We start from the raw sequence: 24581 nt of genomic DNA on the forward strand, positions 1-24581 counted from the left end.
CTCGCGATTGAGCAATGGCATAATAATACGCAATGCGTATCATATGTCCAGTGACGACGCCTCGACGCTGATCGTTCGCAGCGTGCTGCTGCTCGGCCGCCGGCTGCGCGCCGCGCGAGCGGAAGGCTCGGTCAGTCTGTCGACGATCGCCATGCTCGCCACGCTCCATCGGTTGGGGCCGATGCCGGCGTGGCGCCTTGCGCTGGAGGAGCGGCTGCAGCCGCAATCGGTGACCCGCATCGTCGCGGCGATGGAACGCGACGGCCTCATCAGCCGCAGTCGCAACGGGCAGGACCGCCGCGAAATCGAGTTGGCACTGACGCCTCACGGCCGCACGGTTCTTTCCGAGGATATCCGCGCCCGCCGCGCCTGGCTGGAAAAGGCAATCGAAGCCTGCCTCAGCCCGGAAGAGCGCGAAACGCTGATCGAGGCCTCGCAGATCATGCTGAAGCTTGCTTATGTGGAGGCGGGGGAAAGGCCGGAGGAGGACGAGGAGTAGGTTTCCCGATATCCTGCTTCATGCTGATGCTTGGCCGTCGGCAGGCTGCCACGTCGCGAGCGTCAGGCCGCCACGTTGGTCAGCGTCCTGCGGGCCGCATAGGCGCGGACGGCTTCGCCGAAAGCGTGAAAGAGTGCTCGCGACGGTGCGTCGGTTTCGGCCCAGTATTCGGGGTGCCATTGCACGCCCACGGCAAAATTCTTGGCGTCGATGACCGAAACCGCCTCGATCGTGCCGTCCTCAGCGGTCGCTTCGACCTTCAGCCGAGGGGCAGTTTCGGCGATCGCCTGGCGGTGCAGGGAGTTGACTTGGACCTCGCCCGCCAGGCCCAGATAATTGGCGATGCAGGAGCCTTCGGCAACGAACACAGGCTGGCGGATCGCGTACATGCCGTCGCGCTCCGTTACATCGGGTTTGCGGTGGTCCCAGATGCCCGGCTGGTCCTGGATTTCGCTCGCCAGCGTGCCGCCCAATGCGACGTTCAGTTCCTGGATGCCGCGGCAGATGGCGAGCAGGGGAATACCTCGGTCGATCGCCCGGCGGATCAGCGGCAAGGAGGTCGCGTCGCGGGCCGGATCGAAGGGGCCGTCACCGTCGGTCGCTTCTCTGCCATAGAGCGACGGGTGGACGTTGGTCGCCGATCCTGAAACCAGCACGCCGTCGACGCGGTCGAGGATGGCATCGGTCTCGTTGCCCTCTTCGAAAGCCGGAATGATGAAGGTCATCACGTCCGCCACTTTCAGCGCCGCCTGAACATACTGGTTCGGCGATGCATGCCAGATCGCTCCATCCAGCTGGCGGATGTCGGCGGGCAGGGCGACGATCGGTTTCGGCATCAGGCTCTCCAACGAAGCATGCTGTTGCGTCTGATGTCGTTGTGCCGCGGGAGGCCGGTTCAAGTCAAGTTGGAGGCGTGTTTCCGGGTCGGGCGTTGCCCAAAGAATAAGCATTGCCCCTTTGAAATGTCTGGTGAATCCAGTTTCGGCGGGACGCTACGAAAGTCTAACGATAAAAGACCTTCCCGCATTGAGGAATATTAGCTCCGGCGCTTGCAACCGCTAGACCAAAATGTTTACCTCGCCCCAGGACCGGGGGGAGTGGGAACAGATAGGCCCTACGGTTGTCTTACTGGGAGGTATTTCATGGATCGTCGTTCATTTTTCAAAAAGGCTGCCGTGACCGGCGCCGGTGCAGCTGCCGCCACGGTGCTCGCCGCTCCGGCCATCGCGCAGTCGAGCCCAAAAGTCACCTGGCGTCTGACGTCTTCATTCCCGAAGTCGCTGGACACCATCTATGGCGGCGCGGAAGACATCGCCAAGCATGTCGCCGCAGCAACCGATGGCAATTTCACCATTCAGCCGTTTGCCGCCGCCGAAATCGTGCCGGCCATGCAGGCAGCGGACGCCGTCAGCAATTCGACGGTCGAAATGTGCCATACCTGCTCCTATTATTTTGTCGGCAAGGATCCGACATTCGCGATCGGCACCGCCATCCCGTTCGGCCTCAATGCCCGGCTGAACAATGCCTGGTTCTACCAGGGCAACGGCAATACGCTGATGAACGAGTTCTATGCCAAGCATAACATCTACGGCATGCCCGCCGGCAATACCGGCGCACAGATGGGCGGCTGGTTCCGCAAGGAAATCAACACGGTCGACGACTTCAAGGGTGTCAAGATGCGCATCGCCGGCATTGCCGGTAAGGTGCTGGAAAAGCTTGGAGCAGTGCCGCAGCAGATCGCCGGCGGCGACATCTATCCGGCGCTGGAAAAGGGCACGATCGACGCGGCCGAATGGGTCGGCCCCTATGACGACTACAAGCTCGGCTTCTACAAGGTTGCCAAGTACTACTACTATCCGGCCTTCTGGGAAGGCGGCCCGACCATCCATGCCTTCGTCAACCTGGAAAAGTGGAATGCGCTCCCGAAGGCCTATCAGGCGGCACTGACCGATGCCTGCGCCTTCGCCAACACCAACATGATGGGCAAATACGACGTGAAGAACCCCACGGCGATCAAGCAGATCGTTTCGCAGGGCACGACGCTTCGCCCCTTCAGTCAGGAAATCCTCGAAGCCTGCTACAAGGCCACTCTCGAGGTCTACAAGGACATCTCGGCGACCAATGCCGATTTCAAGAAGGTCTACGAAGATCAGGTCGCCTTCAAGAAGGAAGCCTATCTCTGGATGCAGCTGTCGGAATATACCTACGACACCTTCATGATGATCCAGCAGCGAAACGGCAAGCTCTGATCACAGGTCAGGCAGTTCTTGATATCGAAGCCCCGGATCGAGAGATCCGGGGCTTTTGTCTGGCGGGTACCGGGGGATCGGTTCAAATGGCAAGGGCGGCCGAAGGGCGGTTCGTGAAGCGGCTGAACGTATCCTGCGATGGGAATGCCAGTATGTTTTCGTAGGTGCGCGGCTCGGGACGGTCGAACCGGTTCAGAACGGGTGCGCCGCCATGGCGGAAGTTCCATTTCAGCTTTTCCAGCGTGGAAGCCGATTCAGGCGCATATTCCAGATCATAGAATTGGTAATCCGGCAGGCAGGCGGCGAGCTTGCCGAAGTCGTCCGGTGCCGCGAGATGGCCATGGAACTCGAAGGACACGATCGGCCGGTTGAAGGCGATCGTCGAACGCAGTCCTTTCAGAACCCGCAGCTCGAACCCCTCGACATCTATCTTGATGAAATCGACCCTGGTTATTCCCAAGCGCCGGATGAGCTTGTCCGCTTCGAAAACCGGCAGACGCAGGATACGGCTTTGCCCCGATGGCCGGTCATCCTCCACGAAGCCGCTGGCGCCGAGGTTGCCTTCGAGATTTTCGCGGAACATGAGGGTGTCGTCGCAATCGCCGAGAGCCGCCTGATGCAGTCGGATGTTATCGAGCCGGTTCGAGCGAATGTTCTCGGTCAACCGCCTGAAGACGTCGGGGTTGGGTTCGAAGCAATGGATCTCGGCGAAGTCTCGATTGAGGTGAATGGCGTGGTTGCCGATATTCGCGCCGATGTCGAGCGCGACGGCACCGGGCTCGAAGCGGCCTTGCAGGAATTCCAGAAACCGTCCCTCAAACCAGCCTTCGACGAAGATAGCCTCGTCGATACTTTGTGCAGGATCGAGGTTGAAGATGTATCCCCGATTGGTGCGGTGGGTGAATACGTCGCTCTCTCTTGCAAACTGTCTGCGCCGCAATGGCTCGACTATGGTCCGATTGATCGACCGGCGCACGACGTACATCGCATTCGGCAATACGTGGTTCATCTGCATGTCGTGCCCCCGACCGATCCAGCCAAACCGGGTTCTGGCTGGCGACGGCAAACCCGGCGCGCGATGCCGCCCGCGCCAAGTTTTATACGCTCAGTAAGCCGGTTAGTACGTCTACCAAAGTGTTAGCGGCAACGGGATTTCGCGTCGAGCCTCCACCGGCATACCGCTTTTTCGGTAGAGAAAGGGCCGAAAGACGCCTTTGACGCGGGCCTCCAAGCAACGTCTTCGCTTGCGTTTGCCGCTGTCGCCGGGGGAAATCGGAGGAGGAGCGGCCTGGACTGTTGGACAATAATAAAAAGGAGGACAGGGCGCCAACCCTGTCCTCCTTTTTCGGAAATATACTTAGCGACAACTGGACGGAAAAAGCCGCCCTTACGGGTTGATCTTCGGGGGCTGGCCGAAGTTCGGCATGCCGGGCAGTCCCTGCTGGCTGGGCTGGGCCGGAGCGCCGTCCATCGGCGGCAAGCCGAAATTCGGCATCTGGTTGCCGCTGCCGTTGCCGAAGCCGGGGATTTCGATCTTGATCGTATTGAGGTCGACGTCCGGCGACTTGTCCAGCCAGTAGGTGACCGACTCGGGCCAGAAGATGATGATGCCGACCAGGATGAGCTGCATGCCGAGCCACGGAATGGCGCCGAGATAGATGTCCTTGGTCTTGACGCTTTTCGGGGCGATCGAGCGCAGGTAGAACAGCGCAAAGCCGAAGGGCGGGTGCATGAACGAGGTCTGCATGTTGACGCAGAGCAGCACCCCAAACCAGATCAGGTCGATGCCGAGCGCGTTCGCCACCGGCGCCAGCATCGGCAGGACGATGAAGGCGATTTCGAAGAAATCGAGGAAGAAGGCAAGGAAGAAAACGAAGATGTTGACAAAGATCAGGAAGCCGACCGCGCCGCCCGGGACGTGAGACAGCAGGAATTCGATCCACAGTCCGCCGTCCATGCCCTGGAAGACAAGGCTGAAACAGGTGGCGCCGACCAGGATGAAGACCACCATGGAGGTGATCGTCATGGTCGAATGCATGCCCTGCTTGATCAGGTCCCAGGTGAGGCGGCGGTGCATGGCGGCAAGCACCATGGCGCCGACGACGCCAAGAGCGCCGGCTTCAGTCGGGGTGGCCAGGCCCATGAAGATGGTACCGAGCACGAGGAAGATCAGCACGATCGACGGGATCATGCCCCAGAGGACCTTGAAGACCAGCGCCGCATTGAGTTCACCGCGGGCTTCCAGCGGCAAAGCGGGCACGTCCTTCGGGCGGAAGATCGACATGGCGAGAATGAACAGCAGGAAGATCACCACCTGCAGGATCGACGGGCCGATCGCACCGAGATACATGTCGCCGACCGAACGGCCGAGCTGGTCGGCAAGGACGATCAGCACGAGCGACGGCGGGATGACCTGGGTGATCGTGCCGGATGCGGCGATGACGCCTGTCGCAATCCGCGGATTGTAGCCGTATTTCAGCATGATCGGCAGCGAGATCACGCCCATGGTGATGACCGAGGCGGCGACCGTGCCGGTGATCGCGCCGAGGATGGCGCCGACCAGGATGACCGCATAGGCGAGACCGCCGGGAATGGCGCCGAACAGCTTGCCGGTGCCTTCGAGCAGGTCTTCGGCAAGGCCGCAGCGCTCGAGCACCGCTCCCATGAAGGTGAAGAAGGGGATGGCGAGCAGGAGATCGTTGGAGACGATCCCGAAGATGCGGAACGGCAGCGCCTGCAGGAAGGCGAATTCGAAATGGCCGGTGGCGATGCCGAGAAGGCCGAAGAACAGGCCGACGGCGGACAGCGAGAAGGCGACAGGGAACCCGTAGAGCATGAAAATGATCATGCCAAGGAACATTGCCGGCGGCATTATACCGTATTCGAACATGAGCGGCTTATTCCCCCGAAATTCTTGTTATTGAAGCGGCTTTTCGTAGGTCGTATCGACCTGGAGGACGCCCATGAGGCCGGCGATGCGCTTTACCAATTCGGAAAATCCCTGCAGCGCCAGCAGGCTAAAGCCCGCGACGATGATCAGCTTGACCGGCCAGCGGATGAGGCCTCCGGCATTCGAAGACACCTCGCCCTGCGCCAAGGAAAGCGAGAAGAAGGGCCAGGAGAGCCAGGCGAGGTAAAGGCAGGCCGGAATGAGGAAGACGATCAGGCCGATCGCATCGATCCACAGCCGGGCGCGATCGGAAACTGCGCCGTAAATCAGGTCGACGCGGACGTGCTCGTTCAGCCGCAGCGTGTGGGAAGCGCCGAGCAGCACGATGAAGGCGAAGAGATACCACTGGATTTCAAGCCAGCCGTTGGAGCTGTAGTTGAAGAGGTAGCGGATGATGGCGTTGCCGGCGCTGATGAGCGTGCAGGCGAGGACCATATAGCCTGAAAATTTGCCGAGGATTTCGCTCACGCGATCGATGAGACCGCTGATCTTCAACAGTGCAGCCATGCTTTCCCCAATTCCAACAGGTCTCTCTTACCCCGCCCGTTCTTGGATGGCGATGTAAACGAAGGTCTAAGAAAAGGAAAGTCCCAACAAGTCAGGTTTTCGTCTATAAAAAGCCGGGATCGCAGGGTGTTTGTGCAGGCTCCGGAGGGGGTGCGCCTGTGCCGAAGGTTGCCTCCTAGAAATTTTAACCATCTCGTTGTCAATTTGTTCAGCAAACTCTCAAGAACCCCCCAATGAAAGGGGGTTACGTGGCTCGTGAACAAGCAATTTTTAAAGGGTTTCCCGCAGTGTCGACCGGAAGACAAGGGATGAACCCGATGAAAGAGACAGAAGCGAAGACGCTGTCGACGGATGTGTATCTGTCGTTCGTCACGTCGCTATTTGGAAATCGCGGCACATTGTGGACCGGCGTGGTCGTTCACGTCCTGTGGTGCCTGCTCGTTTTCCATTACAGCGGTGCGCAATTCTATCTCCTGTTCGCCTGCGGTTTCGCGGCCGTCTTTGCCTATCGCATGTACTGGTTCCAGCGGTTCGACAAGGTGGACAAGGCGTCGCTCACCTATGACGGCATCGCCGCCTGGGAGCAGCAATATGTGATCGGGGCGTTCCTGGCTGCCTTTCTGCTCGGCATCGCCAGCGGCTACGCCCTGCTCGTGCTGGAAAACCCGTTCGTCGGCTTCACCTGCATCGCCATGACGCTTGGCTCGATGATGTCGATCGTCGGCCGCAACTACGGCTCGCGCATCGCCGTCGACCTCCAGACGCTCGGCTGCTGCGGCCCGATCCTGATCGCCTGCCTGTTCACCGAGGACCTGCATCTCGCTCTGATGTCGCTGCTGCTCATCCCCTTCGGTCTCACCACGCGGTCGATGGCCAACGGCGTGCGCGAGTTTCTTTATGAAAACGTCATCGCCTCGCGGAAGATGGCGATCATCGCCGGCCGCTTCGATATCGCCTTGAAGACGATTTCCCACGGCCTGGTGATGCTCGACGGCGAAGGCAAGATCCAGGTGATCAACCGCCGCGCCCGCGATCTGCTCGGTCTCGACAAGAAGAGCGACCTCAAGGACCGCGATTTCGCCGCCGTGCTCTGCGAAGATGCGGAGAATGCGCCGGAAACCATCCTGCGGCAGCTTTCCAAGCTCGCAGACGGCTCGCTCGAACGCGCGCTCTTCAAGTTCAAGGACGACCGCCATCTCGAATTTTCGGTCAGCCCCCGTTCCGACGGTGGCGTCGTGCTGATCTTCGAAGATGTTACCGCCCGTCTCGCCGCCGAGGAGAAGGTGCTGCACATGGTGCGGTTCGACGCCCTGACCGGCCTGCCGAACCGCGGTCATTTCGCGGATCTTGCCACCAAGAAGCTGAAGCGCCGCGGCGAAGCCCTGGCAGCACTCGCCGTGTTCGACGTCGACGGCTTCAAGCATGTCAACGACCTGCGCGGCCATGTGATCGGCGACCGGCTGCTCGCGGCGATCTCGGCAAGGCTTTCGGCAATGAAGACCGACGGCCTGCTGGCAGGCCGCCTGGTCGGCGACGAATTTGTCGTGCTGCTGACCGGCGGCGACGACGATTGCGAACTGGAGCGTCAGGTCCGCCGCATTCACGCCGAGATCCAGGGCGACTATTATGTCGACGGACTTCGCCTTCCCGTTTCGATGAACAGCGGCTGCGTCGTGCTGCCGTCGCAGGACTTCGATATGGAAAACTGGCAGATCAAGGCGGATCTTGCCCTCAACCATGCGAAATCGACCGGCAACGGCACGCTGACGGCGTTCCGTTCGGAGATGGACGCCCAGTATATCGACGAGCAGAAGCTTCGTGTCGACCTCCGCCAGGCGATCGAGAACCGCGGTCTGCATGTCGTCTACCAGCCGATGTACCGTCCCGACGGCTCCGGCATCGAATGCAGCGAGGCGCTGGTGCGCTGGCGCCATCCGGAGCGCGGCATGGTCGGGCCGAATGTCTTCATCCCCATGGCCGAGGATATGGGGCTCGTTTCGCATATCACCCATCTGGTGCTCGATCAGGCCTGCCGCGACTGCGCGACCTGGCCGGAGCCGATGGCTGTCTCCGTCAACCTCTCGATCCAGGACCTGCGCAACGACGATATCGTCGGTTACGTGGCGGACGTGCTGAAGCGTTATTCGGTCGATCCGTCGCGGCTGCATCTCGAAGTGACGGAAAGCTGCTTCATGGACGAGCCGGTGGCGGTCAGCGCCATCCTCAACCAGTTCCGCGTGACCGGCGTGACGATCGCCATCGACGATTTCGGCACCGGCTTCTCGAGCCTCAGCTATCTGGATTCCCTGCCGCTCGACGTGGTCAAGATCGACCGTGCGTTCATCCGCAATATTGTCGAGGACCAGCGCAAGCTGAAGCTCCTGCGCGGCATAGTGCATCTGTCCCGGGAGCTCGGCCTCAAGATCGTCGTCGAAGGCGTGGAGACGAAGGAGCAGCTCGCGCTGGTCAATCGCCATCGGTTCTCCGACCTAGTCCAGGGGTACGTGTTTTCGATGCCGGTGGCTTCCGAAAAGATCATCGAATTGGCTGCCGAGGGCGCTTCCGCGGCCAAGCTCTCGGCCGTTCGGCGTGGTGCCAAAAGCGCACAGGCCTCGCCTCTTCGGGCCGCGGTGCGTTAAACTCCGCTTAAAATCAGGACAGTGTTAACGGTTTTGGGACGTTAGGAAACGTCCGTTAACCGTTTGTTAACCATATCATTTAGAATTTTACTCAATTCGCGTATCATTCATTGCGGGCTATGGGTCTTTTAGGGTTAATCCTTGGTTAAAGCCCATGGAACAAAACCCAATGCCAATAGATAAGTCCTTTTCGGACGGAAACTTTTCAGCCAAGCTTCTCTCCACCCTCGACCATGTCGAATACCGACGGATCGAGAGCAACGAGGATTTCGAAGATATCGCCCGGCTTCGATACAGGGCCTACAAGACACACAACGTGCTGCCGGTCGCGGCGACCAAGCTCATCGACGAGATCGACTTCGACAAGAATGCGCATGTCTTCGGCGTCTATTACGACGAGGAACTTGTCAGTACGATCCGCCTCCACCACGTCACGCCGGAGCATCGGGTCTGCCAGTCGATCAGCATTTTCCCGGAAGCCGTGAATGGCCTTCTCGATGCCGGCATGACGCTGATCGACTCGGCGCGTTTTGCGATAGCCCCGGAATATGCCAGCGAACTTTCGGCCATGCCTTACCTGACGGTGCGGCTGACGCCGGTTGCGGCGATCTATTTCGATGCGGACCGCGTGCTGCAGCCGATCCGTCCGGCGCATGCGGCATTTTACCGCCGGTTCTTCTATGCCCAGCCGGTCGTGCCGCCGCGGCGGATCCCGCAATACGATTTCGATCTGATGCTGCTCGCCTCGCAGACCCGCGAACTGCGCTCCAAGATGATGAAGCGCTTCCCGGCATTCCAGTCGGAGGCCTACGAGCGCCGTCTGCTGTTTGCACGCTCCTCGAATTTCGACACCGCGCCGCTTACCATCCTGCCGACGGCCCGTATCGCCGGCCGCCCGAACTCCCCCGAAATGTCCTACCTCACCTGAAGGTCGCGCTCCGGCGTACCGGAAGCCATTGTGGCGGCATTGCGCTTTCCTGCTGCTTTGTGTAAGGCCTGAAGAGACGCCGATCCTGCCGAACGACGGCATGATTCCGGATGTCGACACGGGTTTTCCCGCACGCGCCGACGCTTTGATCAAGCGGGCCGCGTGCGGCTGATGAAGGAGACGGGACTGATGGACAATCACCATAGCGGGCCGGTGGAAACGGGTGCTTCGATGGACTATTCGGAACACGACAAGACCTACAACGCCTTCATCGCGGGTGCGAAATGGGGCACGATGGTCATCGTTGTTCTGATGATCGCCATGGCTGCCGGTTTCTTCGGCGGAGCGGGCTTCATTGGCAGCCTCCTCGTTTTCATCATTCTCACTATAGCCGGCGTTTTCCTGCTGCGTTGATCCGGTTCGGCCAACCCGGCCACCGGCTTTGAGGCAGGGCGAAGTCTTTCGCCCGCCTTGCGATATCGACTGGGAGGAGACAGTCTTTGCCGAAGATCGTATTTGTATGCCGTGAAGGTTCCGACGAACCGCGCGTCGCCGCTTCGCCCGAGAGCGTCAAGCGGCTCACCGGCCTCGGGCTCTCGGTCGTGATCGAGAGCGGCGCAGGCCTTGCCTCCGGTGTTCGCGATGTGGATTTCGAAGCCACCGGTGCCCGCATAGCCGGTGCCGGCGAGGTCGGCTCGGCCGATATCATCCTTCGGGTCAACCGGCCTACGGTGACCGAGATGGCGTCCTACAGACCAGGCGCCGTCGTGTTTGCGGTCATGGATCCCTACGGCAACGAGGCCGCTCTTGCGGACATGGCGAAAGCCGGGCTCACCACGTTTGCCATGGAACTGATGCCGCGCATCACCCGCGCCCAGTCGATGGACGTGCTGTCCTCCCAGGCGAACCTTGCCGGATACCGCGCCGTCATCGACGCATCCCATGAATACGGCCGCGCCATGCCGATGATGATGACCGCCGCCGGCACCGTTCCGGCCGCAAAAGTCTTCGTCATGGGCGCCGGTGTCGCCGGCCTGCAGGCGATCGCCACGGCCCGTCGTCTCGGCGCCGTGGTTTCGGCGACCGACGTGCGCCCCGCTGCCAAGGAACAGGTCGCCTCGCTCGGCGCCAAGTTCATCGCGGTCGAGGACGAGGAATTCAAGGCGGCCGAAACGGCTGCCGGTTACGCCAAGCCGATGTCGGAAGCCTATCAGGCCAAACAGGCGGCTCTGGTTGCCGAGCATATCGCAAAGCAGGACATCGTCATCACGACGGCCCTCATTCCCGGCCGTCCTGCGCCCAAACTGGTGTCGCGCGCCATGCTGGCGTCGATGAAGCCGGGTTCGGTGGCGGTCGACCTCGCCGTCGAGCGCGGCGGCAATATAGAAGGCTCCGAAAAGGGCAAGGTTGCGGATGTCGAGGGCGTCACCGTCATCGGTTATGCCAATGTCGCCGGCCGCATCGCCGCCTCCGCTTCGGCGCTTTATGCCCGCAACCTGTTCGCCTTCATCGAGACTGTGGTCGACAAGGGCACCAAGGAGTTTGCGGTCAATCCCGAGGACGAGCTCGTCAAGGCGACCATGCTGACCCATGGCGGACAGGTCGTGCATCCCAATTTTGCGGCAGCTGCGGCCGCATTTGTCGTTGACGCTTCCGTTGCTGCGCCAACCGCAGCCCCGGCAGCCGGACCGGCCCGCGCCCGCAAAAAGCCTGCCGCCGTTGACGCCGAAAGAGGCGGGGACGCCACAGCCGAGGAGAAGCTTTGATGGCCAGTGAAGCAATGGACAAGGCGCTGGAACAGCTCGATCAGGCCGTGACCGCCGTGATGAGCGCTGCCGCCCAGGCGCCGGAAGCCGCGAGTGCTGCAACCGGTGGGGCGATCGATCCATTCGTGTTTCGGCTGGCGATCTTCGTGCTGTCGATCTTCGTCGGTTATTACGTGGTCTGGTCGGTGACGCCGGCGCTGCATACGCCGCTGATGGCGGTCACCAACGCGATCTCTTCGGTTATCGTCGTCGGCGCGCTGCTTGCGGTCGGCATATCGGCGAGCGGCTTTGCGACCGGCTTCGGTTTCGTGGCGCTGGTGCTCGTTTCGGTGAACATCTTCGGCGGCTTCCTGGTGACCAGCCGGATGCTCGCCATGTACAAGAAAAAAGATCGCTGAGGGTTCGGATACATGTCGCAGAGCCTCGCAGCCTTCCTCTATCTCGTCTCCGGCGTGCTGTTCATTATGGCGCTCCGGGGCCTTTCCCACCCGACGACCAGCCGCAAGGGCAATGTCTACGGCATGGTCGGCATGGGTATCGCCATCGTCACCACGCTGCTGCTTGCCACGCCGACGTTCGGCGGCTTCATCCTGATCGTGCTGGCGCTCAGCCTCGGCGGTGGGGCAGGGGCTTATATCGCCCGCACCATTCCGATGACGGCGATGCCGCAGCTCGTCGCCGGCTTCCACTCGCTAGTCGGCTTTGCCGCTGTGATGGTGGCGGCGGCAGCACTTTATGCGCCGGATTCCTTCGGCATCGGCGCGATCGGCCATATCCACGGCCAGGCGCTGATCGAGCTGGCGCTCGGCGCGGCGATCGGCGCGATCACCTTTACCGGCTCGGTCATCGCCTTCCTGAAGCTCGACGGGCGGATGTCCGGCAAGCCGATCATGCTGCCCTACCGGCACGCCATCAATATCGGCCTGCTGGTGCTGGTCGTCGTCTTCATTTTCGGTCTGGTGCAGACCGAAAGCCATTTCGACTTCTGGCTCGTCGTGGTGCTGGCATTGGCGCTCGGCGTTCTCCTGATCGTGCCGATCGGCGGCGCCGACATGCCGGTCGTCGTCTCGATGCTGAATTCCTATTCCGGCTGGGCCGCCGCCGGCATCGGGTTCACGCTTGGCAATCTCGCGCTGATCATCACCGGTGCGCTGGTAGGCTCCTCGGGCGCGATCCTTTCCTACATCATGTGCAAGGGGATGAACCGCTCCTTCGTTTCGGTCATCCTGGGCGGCTTCGGCGGCGAGACGGCGTCTGCTGCCGGCGACGACGGCGTGCAGCGGACGGTGAAGCAGGGTTCCGCCGACGACGCGGCCTTCCTGATGTCGAACGCCGAGAAGGTGATCATCGTGCCGGGTTACGGCATGGCGGTCGCCCAGGCGCAGCATGCGCTGCGAGAACTCGCCGATACGCTGAAAAGCCACGGCGTTGAGGTCAAGTACGCGATCCATCCGGTCGCCGGCCGTATGCCGGGCCATATGAACGTGCTGCTCGCCGAAGCCAACGTGCCCTATGACGAGGTCTTCGAACTGGAAGACATCAATGCGGAGTTCGCGCAGGCCGACGTCGCCTATGTCATCGGCGCCAACGACGTCACCAACCCTGCGGCCCGCGACGACAAGACCTCCCCGATCTACGGCATGCCGATCCTCGACGTCGACAAGGCCAAGACCTGCCTGTTCGTCAAGCGGTCGCTCGGCTCGGGCTATGCCGGCATCGACAACACGCTGTTCTACAAGGATGGCACGATGATGCTGCTCGGCGATGCCAAGAAGATGACCGAGGACATCGTCAAGGCGATGAAGCACTGAGTGAATAGCGAGTAGTCCATAGAAGCCCGGCATTGCCGGGCTTTTTTGTGAAGACGGATCGTGCGACATTGGAAGTGAGCAGGAGGCCAGAATGGCAGATATTATCGGTTCCCTTCCAGACACGACCAAGGACTGGATCGAAGATCAGGTTCGCAGCGGAAGATTTGCGAACGTGGCCGAATTCGTCAGCGAACTCGTGATCCGTGAACGCCTCCGCGAGGGCGAGGAGCTTTCGTTGGATGAGATGCGTCAGGTCGTGAATGCTTCTCGCGAAAGCGGAATAAGCTCACGCAGCATGGATGAGATTTTCGCCGAGGCAGAAAAAATCGTGGCCCTTCGAAAGGCAAAGCGTGCCTGAATTCAGGCTCACCAAACACCCTTACGATTTCGACCCCACCTATGGCATGGGGCTGAAGGAGCTTCAGGCGGTAGTGCCGCCTCAGGCGCCAGAGGGTTTCGATGCGTTCTGGAAGGACCGCTATCGGCGGGCGATGGCCGTCGATCCGGAGCCTGGCCTGCGCAAGAGCGGGCTTGACCATCCGAAATGGCATGTCTTCGACATCGCCTATATGTCGACCGGCCGGTTTCCGATCGGCGGCTGGCTTCTTCTGCCGCGGCGGGGGGAGATCAGACGCGGGCTGGTGGTCGGTCATGGATATGGCGGGCGCGACGTGCCGGATCTCGATATTCCGGTCGAGGAGACAGCCGTCCTGTTTCTCTGCTTTCGAGGCATGTCGCGCAGCACCCGCCCGCCGATCTCGCCGGATTCGCAGTGGCACGTGCTGCACGATATCGACAAGCCGGACCGGTACATTATCGGCGGCTGCGTCGACGACCTTTGGGTCGCGGTGAGCATGCTGATCGCCCTCTATCCCTGGCTTTCCGGCCATGTCGGCTACAGCGGCATCAGTTTCGGCGGCGGCATCGGCGGGCTTGCCATTCCCTTCGACAACCGGATCGATCGGGGGCATCTGTCGCTGCCGACCTTCGGGCATCAGGAATTGCGGCTGAAGCTGAAAAGCATCGGCAGCGCTGCCTCGGTCCAGGCCTATCAGGCGAAATACGGCAATGCGCTGAAGACGCTGCGCCTGCATGATTCGGCGGTGGCGGCGAGCCGCATCACCGTGCCGATGCTGACGAGCGTCGCGCTATTCGATCCCGCGGTTGCGCCGCCCTGCCAGTTCGCCGTCGCCAACGCAGTTCCGAGATCGAAATTTAATGAAATCTTCATCCTGGATGCCGGACATTTCGACTATCCTGGTAGCATGTTGCAAGAGGCGGCGCTTCGCGAGAAGGCCGGACAGTTCTTCAAGGTGTCATGAACCGCGAATATCTGCGCTGGTACAGCCAGCGGCTCCATCGAGACATGGAACTCCTGGTGTTCGGCCATGCCGGCGCCAAGGTGCTGATGTTCCCGACCCGCGAGGGACGTTTCTGGGAATATGAAGAGCTTGGCATCGTCGGAAGCCTGGCAGACAAGATCCGGGCCGGCCAGTTGCAGCTCTACTGCGTCGACGGATTGGCGACCGAGACCTTCTACGACGCAAGGCAGCATCCGTCGGTGCGCATCCGCAGGCATGCGGCATTCGAGGATTATATCCTCAACGAGGTCCTGCCGCTGATGGCAGACCGGAACGGGCATGACTGCACGATCGTTCAGGGCTGCAGCCTCGGTGCCTTCCAGGCGGCCAGCATCGTCTTTCGCCATCCGCACCTGTTCCGCAAGCTCGTCGCGTTTTCGGGGCGTTACGACCTGACGCTGAAGGTCGAGGCGTTCGACGACCTGATGGACGGTTATTACGACGAGACCGTCTATTTCCACACCCCGTCGCATTTCCTGCCCGGCATCACCAGCGAATGGCAGATCGAAAGGCTGCGGCAGGTGGAGATCGTGCTGACGATCGGCGATGCCGACCCTTTCCTCGACAACAACCAGCATCTCAGCCGGGTTCTTTCCGAGAAGGGTGTCGGGCATCGGATGCATGTCTGGGACGGGCGCGCCCACCGGGCCGGTGCCTGGCGCAAGATGGCGGCGCTTTATATCTGAGGCGGGTCGGCTGCTCAGCCCGAAAGGCGCGGCGTCGAGACGATCTTTAGGAAGAGGGTATTCATCGCGTCGCTGATGCCCTGCGACGGGCTGACCTCGAAGAAATAGCCGCTGGATGCGCAATTCTGCATCCGGGTGCTGATCTCGCTCTGGAACGGCTTGATCCACGAATTATACCAGCTGTTGGTCGGCAGCGGCAGGTAGGTCGTATAAAGGACGGCGATCTTGTATCCCTTGTCCTTGAGCAGCTGGCAGGCCCTTGTGTCGATCGGCTCCTGGCAGCGGGTGCCGGTGAGCATTTTGGTGCAGGTGGTCGGCTTTTTGCTGTCGCCGACGCCGTCCGACACGAAGAACACGATCTTCTCCGGGTCGGAAGGCGTCAGGCCCGTACCCGGCGTGCCCATCTTGTCGCCGATATTTTTCATGGCGAGATCGAAATCGGTCTGCTGGTCTTTGTTATAACCCTGATAGGGGATCGACATGAGGTCGATGAGCGAGGCCTTGCTTTTCGCGTCGGCAAGATTGTCGGTCAGCGGGCTGATCTCGAGAAGCTTGGTATCCTCGGCTTTCTGGCCGAAGGTGTAGACCGCCATCCGATACTGATTGTCGCTTCTGCGCACCGACACGGCGGTGTCCATCAGCGCGGCCGTCGCGTTGGCGACAACATCGATACGGATCGTGACGCCGAGGCTTTTGGCGAGGTTGTAGTAGCTGTTTTCGTCCTCGACGCCGTTATTGACGATATGGCAGGCGAACGCACATTTGTCGGATGTATGGGCGACCATGGTGTTGATATCGGCCGTGGTGGCGCCGACCCCCATGGAGGGCGTGTTGTCGAGCAGAAGGTAGAAATCCCGGTAGGTTTCCGTCTGGAAGACTGCCGTCGCCTGACCGGTCACGGTGAACTCGTTCTTGCCGATGACCTTCAGAAGGGTGGTCGGAACGGTCGCGGTATAGGTGAACATCGCCGTCAGCTGGTTGTTGACCTTGGTGACCGTCGCCGCATGGTCCGTCAGCGTGTAGCCGGTCGCCGATGCGATCTGCGCCGCGAAAATCTTTTCGGCATCCTGAACGGCCGGGGTGATCGCGCCGTCCGTCATCATCTTCATAGCTTCCGCCGTACCGATGGATTTTTCCGCGACGGCACCCAGGGCGGCGGCGTCCGCCGCACCCTGCAGTTGGTTACGGGCCTCGAGGGCATCGGTAAGATCGATGGCAAGGCCGGCGGCCGCGATCAGCGGCACGAGCAGCAAGGCGCTCATTATTCCGAAGTTTCCGGACCTGTCGCCCAGGAGTTTATCCAGCATGCACGTACCCCATTCCATCCGGGAACAGTAGTACAAAATAGTAACGCCTTTATTAGTTTCATCTGTTATTAATGTTTGGCGGGGTGCCGTCCCGGCGCAAACAACGCGCCTTGCGTCGGATGAAACGTTAACGGTTTCAGGTGTTGCGCCGCTACGCGGATCTCAGGTGCTGGCGCGGGTGCGGCTCGCGCCGTCCTGGGCCGGCTTGTAGTTCGGGTCGAGGCGCATGGCGTGCGAATAGGACTTGTAGGCGCGCGCCTTGTCGCCGCGGCGCTCATAGACCAGCGCCTGGTTGGCCCAGGATTCGGCCAGCTTGTCGTTGAGCTCGATCGCGTGGTTGAAGTCGGCAAACGCGTTGTCGTCGTCGTTCAAGGCGACGTAGGAAATGCCGCGGCCGTTATAGGGCTCAGGCGAATTCGCCGACAGCGAGATGGCTTTCGAGAAATCGTCGATCGCCTGGGCGTGCTGGCCGCGCATCTGGTAGATCAGGCCGCGATTGTGCCAGGCCCGGCCATCGGTGGTTTCCAGCTGGATCGCCTTGTTGAAGTCGTTGAAGGCTTCGTTGGTGCGGCCGGCCTGGCGATAGATATTGCCGCGGCCGATATAGGCGACGTCGTAATTCGGGTTGATCTGCAGCGAGCGGTTATAGTCGTTGGCCGCTTCGACGGGCTTGCCCATGTTGCGGTAGACGAGGGCCCGGTTGGCATAGGCCTGGTAGAACTGCGGATTGAGCTGGATGGCGCGGTTGAAGTCCTCAAGCGCGCGCGAAAACTCGCCGGCGCGTCCGTAGGCCGTACCACGGACGTTATAGCCTTCCGGATCCTGCGGACTGGAATTGATGACGGAAGAGAGCGAGGCGATGTTCTCTTGGGATCCCTGGGCACGGTCGACGGTGATCATGTCGGTCGAGCTGGTGGTTGCGCAGCCGGCAAGCGCCAGAAGGGCGATCAGCGCGGCAGGCAACGCTGTTTTGCGACGGACGGGAGAAGCTTGGGTCAAGAGGCCGGAAATTTCGGTTCCACGATCGAGAACGGCATTTTTGGCGGCCATCAGGCGCATTTCCTCATGTCGGGGCAAAGGCATTGGAAGTCTCGGACCAAATCAAAAGAGCGGCGGCGCCCATGTCGCCACCGCCCTGAAAGCACATGAAAACGTCCAAAAAACGGCCGATCAACGAGCCGGGCGCGCAGGAACCGCACGAGCGGGAGCGGCAATCAGACCTTCGCGCTGCATGCGCTTGCGAGCAAGCTTGCGAACGCGACGAACAGCCTCTGCCTTTTCACGGGCGCGCTTTTCAGACGGCTTCTCGTAATAATCGCGCATCTTCATTTCACGGAAAATGCCTTCGCGCTGCATCTTCTTCTTAAGAGCGCGGAGCGCCTGATCGACGTTGTTGTCGCGGACAAGTACCTGCACGTGAATCCCGTTCCTTTGGTTTGTTGCTCGCCTGGATCGGTACGATTCGAGGCGAAAGAATAACGTCCGCTCGGCTTGGAGCCGTGCGATTGATGACGGCAGATAGCAGAAGAGATGTGTGAAGTCCAGACGCATTAAGGCCGATCTGCGGCAATTCCGCCGCCTTTTCAGAAACTGCCGTAAAATCTGAATAGCCGGTCGCAATTTACGGTCGGAGTGCCGGTCGATCCTCCCGAATTCGCGGACGATCTTGCCGGTGTCGATGGGGAGGGCGAATGCGTCGCAATAGAGCCATTGCGACGCATATTGATTTGCGATGGGTATGGCACTACCCAAATGCTGGCCCTGCGATGAGGGCTGACGATCCCTAGGAGTTCGAGGCGAGATGCGCAGATATTCGGTTTTCGCCGTGGCCCGCGAGGCGATGCGTGCCCACAAGGGCTGGGAAGCGCAGTGGGCCTCCCCGGAGCCGCGCAGTGCTTACGACGTGATCATCGTCGGCGCCGGCGGGCATGGCCTGGGTGCTGCCTATTATCTGGCCAAGGAACACGGCATAACCAATGTCGCGGTGATCGAGAAGGGCTGGCTCGGCGGCGGTAATACCGGCCGCAACACGACGATCATCCGCTCCAACTATCTCTATGAAGAGAGCATGGATATCTACGAGCATTCGCTCAAGCTCTGGGAGGGGCTGAGCCAGGATCTCAATTACAATGTCATGTATTCGCCGCGCGGCGTGATGATGCTGTCGCACAACACCCACGACATGCAGAGCTTCAAGCGGCATATCAACGCCAACCGGCTCTACGGTATCGACAACGAATGGCTGACGCCGGAACAGGCCAAGGCCTTCGTGCCACCACTCGATATTGCCAAGACGGCGCGTTACCCGATCAACGGCGCCGCCCTGCAGCGGCGCGGCGGTACGGCCCGCCACGATGCGGTCGCCTGGGGTTATGCGCGTGCGGCGTCCGACCGCGGCGTGCACATCATCCAGAATTGCGAAGTGACCGGCATCCGCCGCGGCCCGAACGGCGATGTCCTGGGCGTCGAGACGAGCAAGGGCTTCATCGGGGCGAAGAAGATCGGCGTCTCGGCCGCCGGGCATTCATCCGTCGTGATGGAGATGGCCGGCGTGCGTGTGCCGCTCCATTCAACTCCGCTGCAGGCGCTGGTCTCGGAGCCGCTGAAGCCGATCTTCCCCTGCGTCGTCATGTCGAACACGGTGCATGCCTACATCTCGCAGTCGGACAAGGGCGAACTCGTCATCGGCGCCGGCACCGATCAGTATAATTCCTATTCCCAGACCGGCGGGCTGCAGATCATCACCCATACGCTCGACGCAATCTGCGAACTCTTCCCGATGTTCCGGCGGGTGAAGATGATGCGCCAGTGGGGCGGCATTACCGATAACACGCCGGATCGTTCGCCGATCCAGGGCGTCACGCCGGTGCCGGGCCTGTTCGTCAATTGCGGCTGGGGAACCGGCGGCTTCAAGGCGACGCCGGGTTCGGCCAATCTCTTCGCGCATCTGATTGCCAAGGGCGAGCCGCACCGGCTGGCAGCGGGGCTGAACCTCGACCGGTTCCGCACCGGCCGGCTGATCGACGAGGCGGCGGCCGCCGCCGTGGCGCATTGATGAGGGGCGGGATGCTTTGCCTTCCGGACCAAATTGTGCCTTTCGCTCCAACTCCACGGCGGTCACGCATGGGAGAAGACGGTGCGGCATACCGATCTCCCCCCTTGAGGGGGAGATGCCCGGCAGGGCAGAGGGGGGTAACCCTCTCGGTATATTCTTCCGACGCCGTATTTGCCGCACCGTCGCTACCCCCCTCTGTCACCTTCGGTGACATCTCCCCCTCAAGGGGGGAGATCAGTGGGAGCCTGCCTCGCTCACATTCATCCTCCCAACCCCTGCGGAGCCCCGCATGCTGCTGATCCATTGCCCCTATTGCGAAGAAGACCGCTCGGAACTGGAATTCCGCTGGGCCGGCGAGGCGCATATTGCGCGGCCGGAGAATATCTCGGCGATTTCCGACGAGGAATTCGCGGAATATTTCTTCCTGCGCAACAACGAAAAAGGCCTCACTTATGAACGCTGGAGGCATATCCACGGCTGCGGACGGTTCTTCAACGCGGCGCGCGACACGGTGAGCGACCGGTTCCTGATGACCTACAAGGCGGGAATGCCGAAGCAGATGTTGCCTGAAACCGGGGCTTCCGAAGAGACCGTCGAGACCTATGAAGCAACAGAGGGAGACGCCCGATGAGCACCTCCTCCAATTCCGGCACCTTCCGCATCAAGGGTGCGGGGCGGCTGACGCCCGCCCGCACGGCGCGCTTCACCTTCGACGGCAAGAGTTATACCGCGCTGGAAGGCGATACCGTCGCCTCGGCGCTTTTGGCGCATGGCGTCCATCTGCTTGGCCGCTCGTTCAAATATCATCGGCCGCGCGGCATCTTGTCTGCCGGTCCGGAAGAGCCGAACGCGCTGATCGACGTCTCGCGCGATGCGGCGCGGCGCCAGCCGAACGTGCGGGCGACCGTGCAGGAAGTCTTCGACGGGGCCAAGATCGCCTCGCAGAACCGCTGGCCGTCGCTGAAGTTCGATGTCGGAGCGATCAACAATCTGTTCTCGCCGTTCTTTGCGGCCGGCTTCTACTACAAGACCTTCATGTGGCCGCGCGAGGCCTGGGTGAAGATCTACGAACCCTTCATCCGCCGTGCGGCCGGCCTTGGCGTTGCGCCGACCGAAGAAGATCCGGATCACTATGCCAACCGCTATGCCCATTGCGACGTGCTGGTTGCCGGCGCCGGCGTTGCCGGCCTGACGGCGGCGCTTTCGGCGGCTGCCACGGGGCAAAGCGTTTTCCTCGTCGACGAACAGCCGGAAGTCGGCGGCGCCCTGCATTACGACACGGCGACCACGATCGACGGGCAGAACGGTTACGACTGGGCGCAGGCGACGGCGGCAAGGCTGAAGGCGATGCCGAACGTGACGGTGCTGACCCGCACGACGGTGTTCGGTTATTACAATCATGGTTTTCTCGGCCTCGTGGAGCGGGTGACCGACCATGTCGCGAAGCCCGGCAAGGACCTGCCGCGCGAGCGGCTGTGGCAGGTGCGAGCCAAGAAGGTGGTGCTGGCCACCGGTTCGATCGAGCGGCACATGGTGTTTGCCAACAACGACCGGCCAGGCATCATGCTGGCGTCTGCGGCCCGTACCTTCCTCAACCATCACGGCGTCGCTGTCGGAAGGCAGGTCGGCATCTATACGGCGCATGATTCGGCCTACGAGACGGCCTTCGACCTGAAGCGGGCGGGCGTCTCGATCGCGGCGATCGTCGATTGCCGCGCCGATCCCGGTGAGGCGCTGCTGGCGGAAGCCCGCGGGCTCGGCATCTCCGTGCTGAGCGGCCACTCGGTGACCGATACCGGCGGCCGGCTGCGGATTTCCTCGATGACCGTGGCGCGCAACGGCGGCGGCGATGCCCGCAAGATTGCTGTCGACGCCCTGATCGTCTCGGCCGGTTGGACGCCTTCGGTGCATCTGTTTTCGCAGTCGCGCGGAAAACTCCGGTTCGACGACGTCAACCAGCGTTTCCTGCCGAATATCTATGCGCAGGATTGCGTTTCCGTCGGCGGCTGTAATGGCACGGATGATTTGGCCGAACTGATCGACGAGGCGATTGCGGCGGGCGGCGGTTCGTTCGCGCTTTCTGGCGAGAACCGGTTCGAATGGACCGGCGGCATGATCGGGGCTGCGGAGGGAGCCGGGCCGGATACAACGGTGAAGGCCTTCGTCGATTTCCAGCACGACGTGACCGCCAAGGACATCCGCCTTGCGGTGCGCGAGGGCATGCATTCGATCGAGCATATCAAGCGGTTCACCACCAACGGCATGGCCTCCGACCAGGGCAAGCTTTCCAACATGCACGGCCTCGCCATCGCCGCCGAAATGCTCGACCGGCCGATCCCGCAGGTGGGGCTGACCACGTTCCGTGCGCCCTACACGCCGGTGACCTACGGCACGCTGGTGGGGCATTCGCGCGGGGAACTGTTCGATCCGGCGCGCAAGACGCCAATGCACGCGCTCGAAGCGGGCGAAGGTGCAGAGTTCGAGGATGTCGGCAACTGGAAGCGCGCCTGGTATTACCCGAAGCGCGGCGAGGACATGCTGGCCGCCGTCAACCGCGAATGCCGGACGGTGCGCGAAGTGGCGGGTGTGTTCAACGGTTCGACGCTCGGCAAGATCGAGGTGGTGGGTCCCGATGCGGCGCAGTTCCTCAACCTCATCTATACGAATGCCTGGGGCAGCCTGAAGCCTGGCAAGAGCCGCTACGGGATCATGACCCGCGAGGACGGTTTCGTTTATGACGACGGCGTCGTCGGCCGGCTTGCCGAGGACCGCTTCCATGTGACGACCACGACCGGCGGGGCGCCGCGTGTTCTGCACCACATGGAAGACTATCTGCAGACGGAGTTCCCGCATCTCAGGGTCTGGCTCACCTCGACCACCGAGCAATGGGCGGTCATCGCCGTGCAGGGGCCGAAGGCACGCGAGATCATCCAGCCGTTCGTCGAGGGCGTCGATATTTCCAACGAGGCCTTTCCGCATATGAGCGTGGCGGAATGCAGCGTGATGGGCGTGCCGGCGCGGCTCTTCCGCGTCTCGTTCACCGGCGAACTCGGTTACGAAATCAACGTGCCCGCCGACTACGGTCCGGCCGTCTGGAAGGCAATCTGGGAGCGGGCTGAGCCGATGGGTGCCTGCCTCTACGGCACCGAGACCATGCACGTGCTGCGCGCCGAAAAGGGCTATATCATCGTCGGCCAGGATACGGACGGCACGGTGACACCGTACGATGCGGGTCTCGGCTGGGCTGTCTCCTCCAAGAAGCCCGATTTCGTCGGCATTCGCGGGCTGAAGCGCCCGGACCTGGTGCGCGAGGGCCGCAAGCAGCTCGTCGGACTACTGACGAAGGACCCGGCACTGGTGCTGGAGGAGGGCGGCCAGATCGTCGCCGACCCGAACCAGGCCAAGCCGATGACCATGCTCGGCCATGTGACCTCCGCCTACTGGTCGGAGAATTGCGGCCGCTCGATCGCGCTGGCGCTGGTTGCCGGCGGAAGGGCGCGGATCGGCGAGACGCTCTATGTGCCGCTCAAAGACAGGACGATCGAGGTGGAAGTGACCGACATGGTATTCTTCGACAAGGATGGAGGCCGCATCCATGGCTGATTATGGGGCTGATCTGGTAAACCGCACTTCGCCTCTTTCCGGTTTCCACGGCGGTTCGTCGACCGTCCGCCTCGAAGCGGCGCCACCCGCCGAGCGCATTTCGCTGCGCGCCAGGGCCGAGGATGTCGCAGCACTCTCCTCGGCGCTCGGCGTCGATTTGCCGGTCAGGCCGAAAACATCGGCTTCCGCCAACGCTCGTTCGGCGCTGTGGCTCGGGCCGGACGAATGGCTGGTGATCGCGGAAGAGAACGGCGGACTGATGCAGGCTGCGAAGAATTCCGGCGCTCTGCATTCGGCAACGGATGTATCCCACCGGAATACGGCGATCCTGGTGTCGGGGCCGGGGGCCGCAGCGGCGATCAATGCCGGCTGCCCGCAGGACCTGTCGCTGAAGGTCTTCCCGGTTGGCGCCTGCTCGCGGACCGTTTTCGGCAAGGTGGAAATCGTACTTCTGCGAACCGGTGACGAAGCGTTCCGGATGGAGGTATGGCGGTCGTTCTCAGACTACGCCTTCGGCCTGCTGGCGGAAGGCGCACAGGACGCGGCCGTCTAGAGCCTTTCAGGGTTAAATTGAATCGTTCTGTTGGCTCAAACGGAGTCGGATGATCGACCGGCCGGCGCGCGTCGTAGCCATGCTCTACGGCCAAGCCGGCCGGTCGATCAGGCGGCCCATTTCAGCCAACCCGAAGGGCCGGGCATCTTTCCGCCAGGATCAGAGGCGATCGGCTCGGACGTACATCGGGGTATGCCCTTCGCCAATCGCCTCTGCCCTGACGAAAACCTGCTCCGGCAGAACGCTTCAATTTAACCCTGAAAGGCTCTAGGACAATCGCCTGGCTTGACTTGCTCTCGCAGAACCGCACTCTCTCCCCACAAGGGGGAGGACATCATGGAACAATTCGGACTGATGGCGATTGCGGTCGTCGCGGCGGTGATCGGCGGGGCGATTGCCGCGAAGCTTGCGGGTATCGAGATCTGGAAAGGCGCGCTGATCGGCGCCTGCGCGTCCGTCGCTGGCGTGATCGCCTCCTCCGCACCGGGTGTCGACCGGAACCTGTCGATCCCGATGGCCGGCCTGATCGCCGCCGGCATTTCCGGCTCGGCCGTCGGCCTGACGCCGACGCGCACCGCCCAGATCGCGATCGGTGCGGCATTGCCGCCGCTCATCGGTTTCGTGCTGATGGAAATGGCCGCTTAGGTAGCGGGCATCACTCACCGGG

23 protein-coding genes are annotated in these 24581 nt (G+C 61.7%); 16 read left to right on the top strand and 7 right to left on the bottom strand.

The annotated features are described in order from the left end of the window. The first annotated feature begins 43 nt into the window (after positions 1–43). The gene (locus MOV63_RS10560; protein ID WP_247033661.1) at positions 44–499 is read left to right on the top strand and encodes a MarR family winged helix-turn-helix transcriptional regulator; all 456 of its coding nucleotides are present in this window, start codon (positions 44–46) and stop codon (positions 497–499) included. A gap of 62 nt (positions 500–561) precedes the next feature. Here MOV63_RS10560 and MOV63_RS10565 read toward each other — a convergent pair whose 3' ends face one another. After that, on the bottom strand, positions 562–1335 hold the full coding sequence (locus tag MOV63_RS10565; RefSeq protein WP_247033662.1) for a gamma-glutamyl-gamma-aminobutyrate hydrolase family protein: 774 nt from the start codon (positions 1333–1335) through the stop codon (positions 562–564). 306 nt (positions 1336–1641) lie between these two features. Between MOV63_RS10565 and MOV63_RS10570 the strand changes: the two genes are divergently transcribed. After that, positions 1642–2748 (top strand): TRAP transporter substrate-binding protein, encoded by a 1107-nt coding sequence (locus MOV63_RS10570; RefSeq protein WP_038545268.1) that lies wholly within the window; start codon positions 1642–1644, stop codon positions 2746–2748. Between the two features lie 82 nt (positions 2749–2830). Here MOV63_RS10570 and MOV63_RS10575 read toward each other — a convergent pair whose 3' ends face one another. From MOV63_RS10575 to MOV63_RS10585, 3 genes are all read right to left on the bottom strand, one after another. Beyond that, positions 2831–3757 (bottom strand): FkbM family methyltransferase, encoded by a 927-nt coding sequence (locus MOV63_RS10575; protein ID WP_247033663.1) that lies wholly within the window; start codon positions 3755–3757, stop codon positions 2831–2833. A gap of 378 nt (positions 3758–4135) precedes the next feature. Continuing rightward, on the bottom strand, positions 4136–5638 hold the full coding sequence (locus MOV63_RS10580) for a TRAP transporter large permease subunit (protein ID WP_247033664.1): 1503 nt from the start codon (positions 5636–5638) through the stop codon (positions 4136–4138). 27 nt (positions 5639–5665) lie between these two features. Beyond that, the gene (locus MOV63_RS10585; RefSeq protein WP_038545260.1) at positions 5666–6205 is read right to left on the bottom strand and encodes a TRAP transporter small permease subunit; all 540 of its coding nucleotides are present in this window, start codon (positions 6203–6205) and stop codon (positions 5666–5668) included. A gap of 317 nt (positions 6206–6522) precedes the next feature. Here MOV63_RS10585 and MOV63_RS10590 point away from each other — a divergent pair, with 317 nt between their 5' ends. The 9 genes from MOV63_RS10590 (at position 6523) to MOV63_RS10630 (ending at position 15396) form a co-directional block, all read left to right on the top strand. Further along, positions 6523–8844, top strand: coding sequence for a bifunctional diguanylate cyclase/phosphodiesterase (locus tag MOV63_RS10590; RefSeq protein WP_247033665.1), 2322 nt, complete (start codon positions 6523–6525; stop codon positions 8842–8844). 169 nt (positions 8845–9013) lie between these two features. Then, positions 9014–9772: an N-acyl amino acid synthase FeeM domain-containing protein gene (locus MOV63_RS10595; protein WP_038545257.1), complete on the top strand. Its 759-nt coding sequence runs from the start codon at positions 9014–9016 to the stop codon at positions 9770–9772. A 189-nt stretch (positions 9773–9961) separates the two neighbouring features. Next, positions 9962–10186 (top strand): aa3-type cytochrome c oxidase subunit IV, encoded by a 225-nt coding sequence (locus MOV63_RS10600; protein WP_247033666.1) that lies wholly within the window; start codon positions 9962–9964, stop codon positions 10184–10186. Positions 10187–10272: 86 nt separating this feature from the next. Next, positions 10273–11538, top strand: a complete 1266-nt coding sequence (locus tag MOV63_RS10605) for a Re/Si-specific NAD(P)(+) transhydrogenase subunit alpha (protein WP_247033668.1) — start codon at positions 10273–10275, stop codon at positions 11536–11538. After that, on the top strand, positions 11538–11936 hold the full coding sequence (locus tag MOV63_RS10610) for a proton-translocating transhydrogenase family protein (protein WP_038545252.1): 399 nt from the start codon (positions 11538–11540) through the stop codon (positions 11934–11936). The genes MOV63_RS10605 and MOV63_RS10610 overlap by 1 nt, the downstream gene beginning before the upstream one ends. Positions 11937–11948: 12 nt before the next feature. Further along, positions 11949–13349 (top strand): NAD(P)(+) transhydrogenase (Re/Si-specific) subunit beta, encoded by a 1401-nt coding sequence (locus MOV63_RS10615; protein WP_247033670.1) that lies wholly within the window; start codon positions 11949–11951, stop codon positions 13347–13349. A 91-nt stretch (positions 13350–13440) separates the two neighbouring features. Next, complete coding sequence (locus MOV63_RS10620; RefSeq protein ID WP_247033671.1) at positions 13441–13707, top strand: type II toxin-antitoxin system ParD family antitoxin; 267 nt, start codon at positions 13441–13443, stop codon at positions 13705–13707. Between the two features lie 46 nt (positions 13708–13753). Next, entirely contained in the window at positions 13754–14671 is a 918-nt protein-coding gene (locus MOV63_RS10625; RefSeq protein ID WP_247033710.1) for an acetylxylan esterase, read from the top strand. After that, entirely contained in the window at positions 14668–15396 is a 729-nt protein-coding gene (locus MOV63_RS10630) for an esterase family protein (RefSeq protein WP_038545241.1), read from the top strand. The genes MOV63_RS10625 and MOV63_RS10630 overlap by 4 nt, the downstream gene beginning before the upstream one ends. Before the next feature lie 14 nt (positions 15397–15410). Here the strand turns inward: MOV63_RS10630 and MOV63_RS10635 are convergent, their stop codons facing one another. From MOV63_RS10635 to rpsU, 3 genes are all read right to left on the bottom strand, one after another. Beyond that, positions 15411–16703 carry a pilus assembly protein TadG-related protein gene (locus tag MOV63_RS10635; RefSeq protein ID WP_247033672.1) on the bottom strand — a complete coding sequence of 431 codons (1293 nt, stop codon included), beginning with the start codon at positions 16701–16703 and terminating at the stop codon, positions 15411–15413. A 162-nt stretch (positions 16704–16865) separates the two neighbouring features. After that, positions 16866–17753: a tetratricopeptide repeat protein gene (locus MOV63_RS10640; protein WP_247033674.1), complete on the bottom strand. Its 888-nt coding sequence runs from the start codon at positions 17751–17753 to the stop codon at positions 16866–16868. Between the two features lie 120 nt (positions 17754–17873). Further along, on the bottom strand, positions 17874–18119 hold the full coding sequence (gene rpsU / locus MOV63_RS10645; protein ID WP_038545235.1) for a 30S ribosomal protein S21: 246 nt from the start codon (positions 18117–18119) through the stop codon (positions 17874–17876). A 385-nt stretch (positions 18120–18504) separates the two neighbouring features. On the opposite strand from rpsU, the gene MOV63_RS10650 reads away from it, so the two are divergent. From MOV63_RS10650 to MOV63_RS10670, 5 genes are all read left to right on the top strand, one after another. After that, positions 18505–19758, top strand: a complete 1254-nt coding sequence (locus MOV63_RS10650) for a sarcosine oxidase subunit beta family protein (RefSeq protein WP_247033676.1) — start codon at positions 18505–18507, stop codon at positions 19756–19758. A gap of 289 nt (positions 19759–20047) precedes the next feature. Continuing rightward, entirely contained in the window at positions 20048–20389 is a 342-nt protein-coding gene (locus MOV63_RS10655) for a sarcosine oxidase subunit delta (protein ID WP_247033678.1), read from the top strand. Next, positions 20386–23361, top strand: a complete 2976-nt coding sequence (locus tag MOV63_RS10660) for a sarcosine oxidase subunit alpha (protein WP_247033680.1) — start codon at positions 20386–20388, stop codon at positions 23359–23361. Before MOV63_RS10655 ends, MOV63_RS10660 begins: the two co-directional genes overlap by 4 nt. Next, positions 23354–23914, top strand: coding sequence for a sarcosine oxidase subunit gamma (locus MOV63_RS10665; protein ID WP_247033681.1), 561 nt, complete (start codon positions 23354–23356; stop codon positions 23912–23914). The genes MOV63_RS10660 and MOV63_RS10665 overlap by 8 nt, the downstream gene beginning before the upstream one ends. Before the next feature lie 336 nt (positions 23915–24250). Then, entirely contained in the window at positions 24251–24559 is a 309-nt protein-coding gene (locus MOV63_RS10670; protein ID WP_247033682.1) for a hypothetical protein, read from the top strand. Positions 24560–24581 lie beyond the last annotated feature (22 nt).

This window comes from Neorhizobium sp. SHOUNA12A, assembly GCF_023006505.1.
Taxonomy (GTDB): Bacteria; Pseudomonadota; Alphaproteobacteria; order Rhizobiales; family Rhizobiaceae; genus Neorhizobium.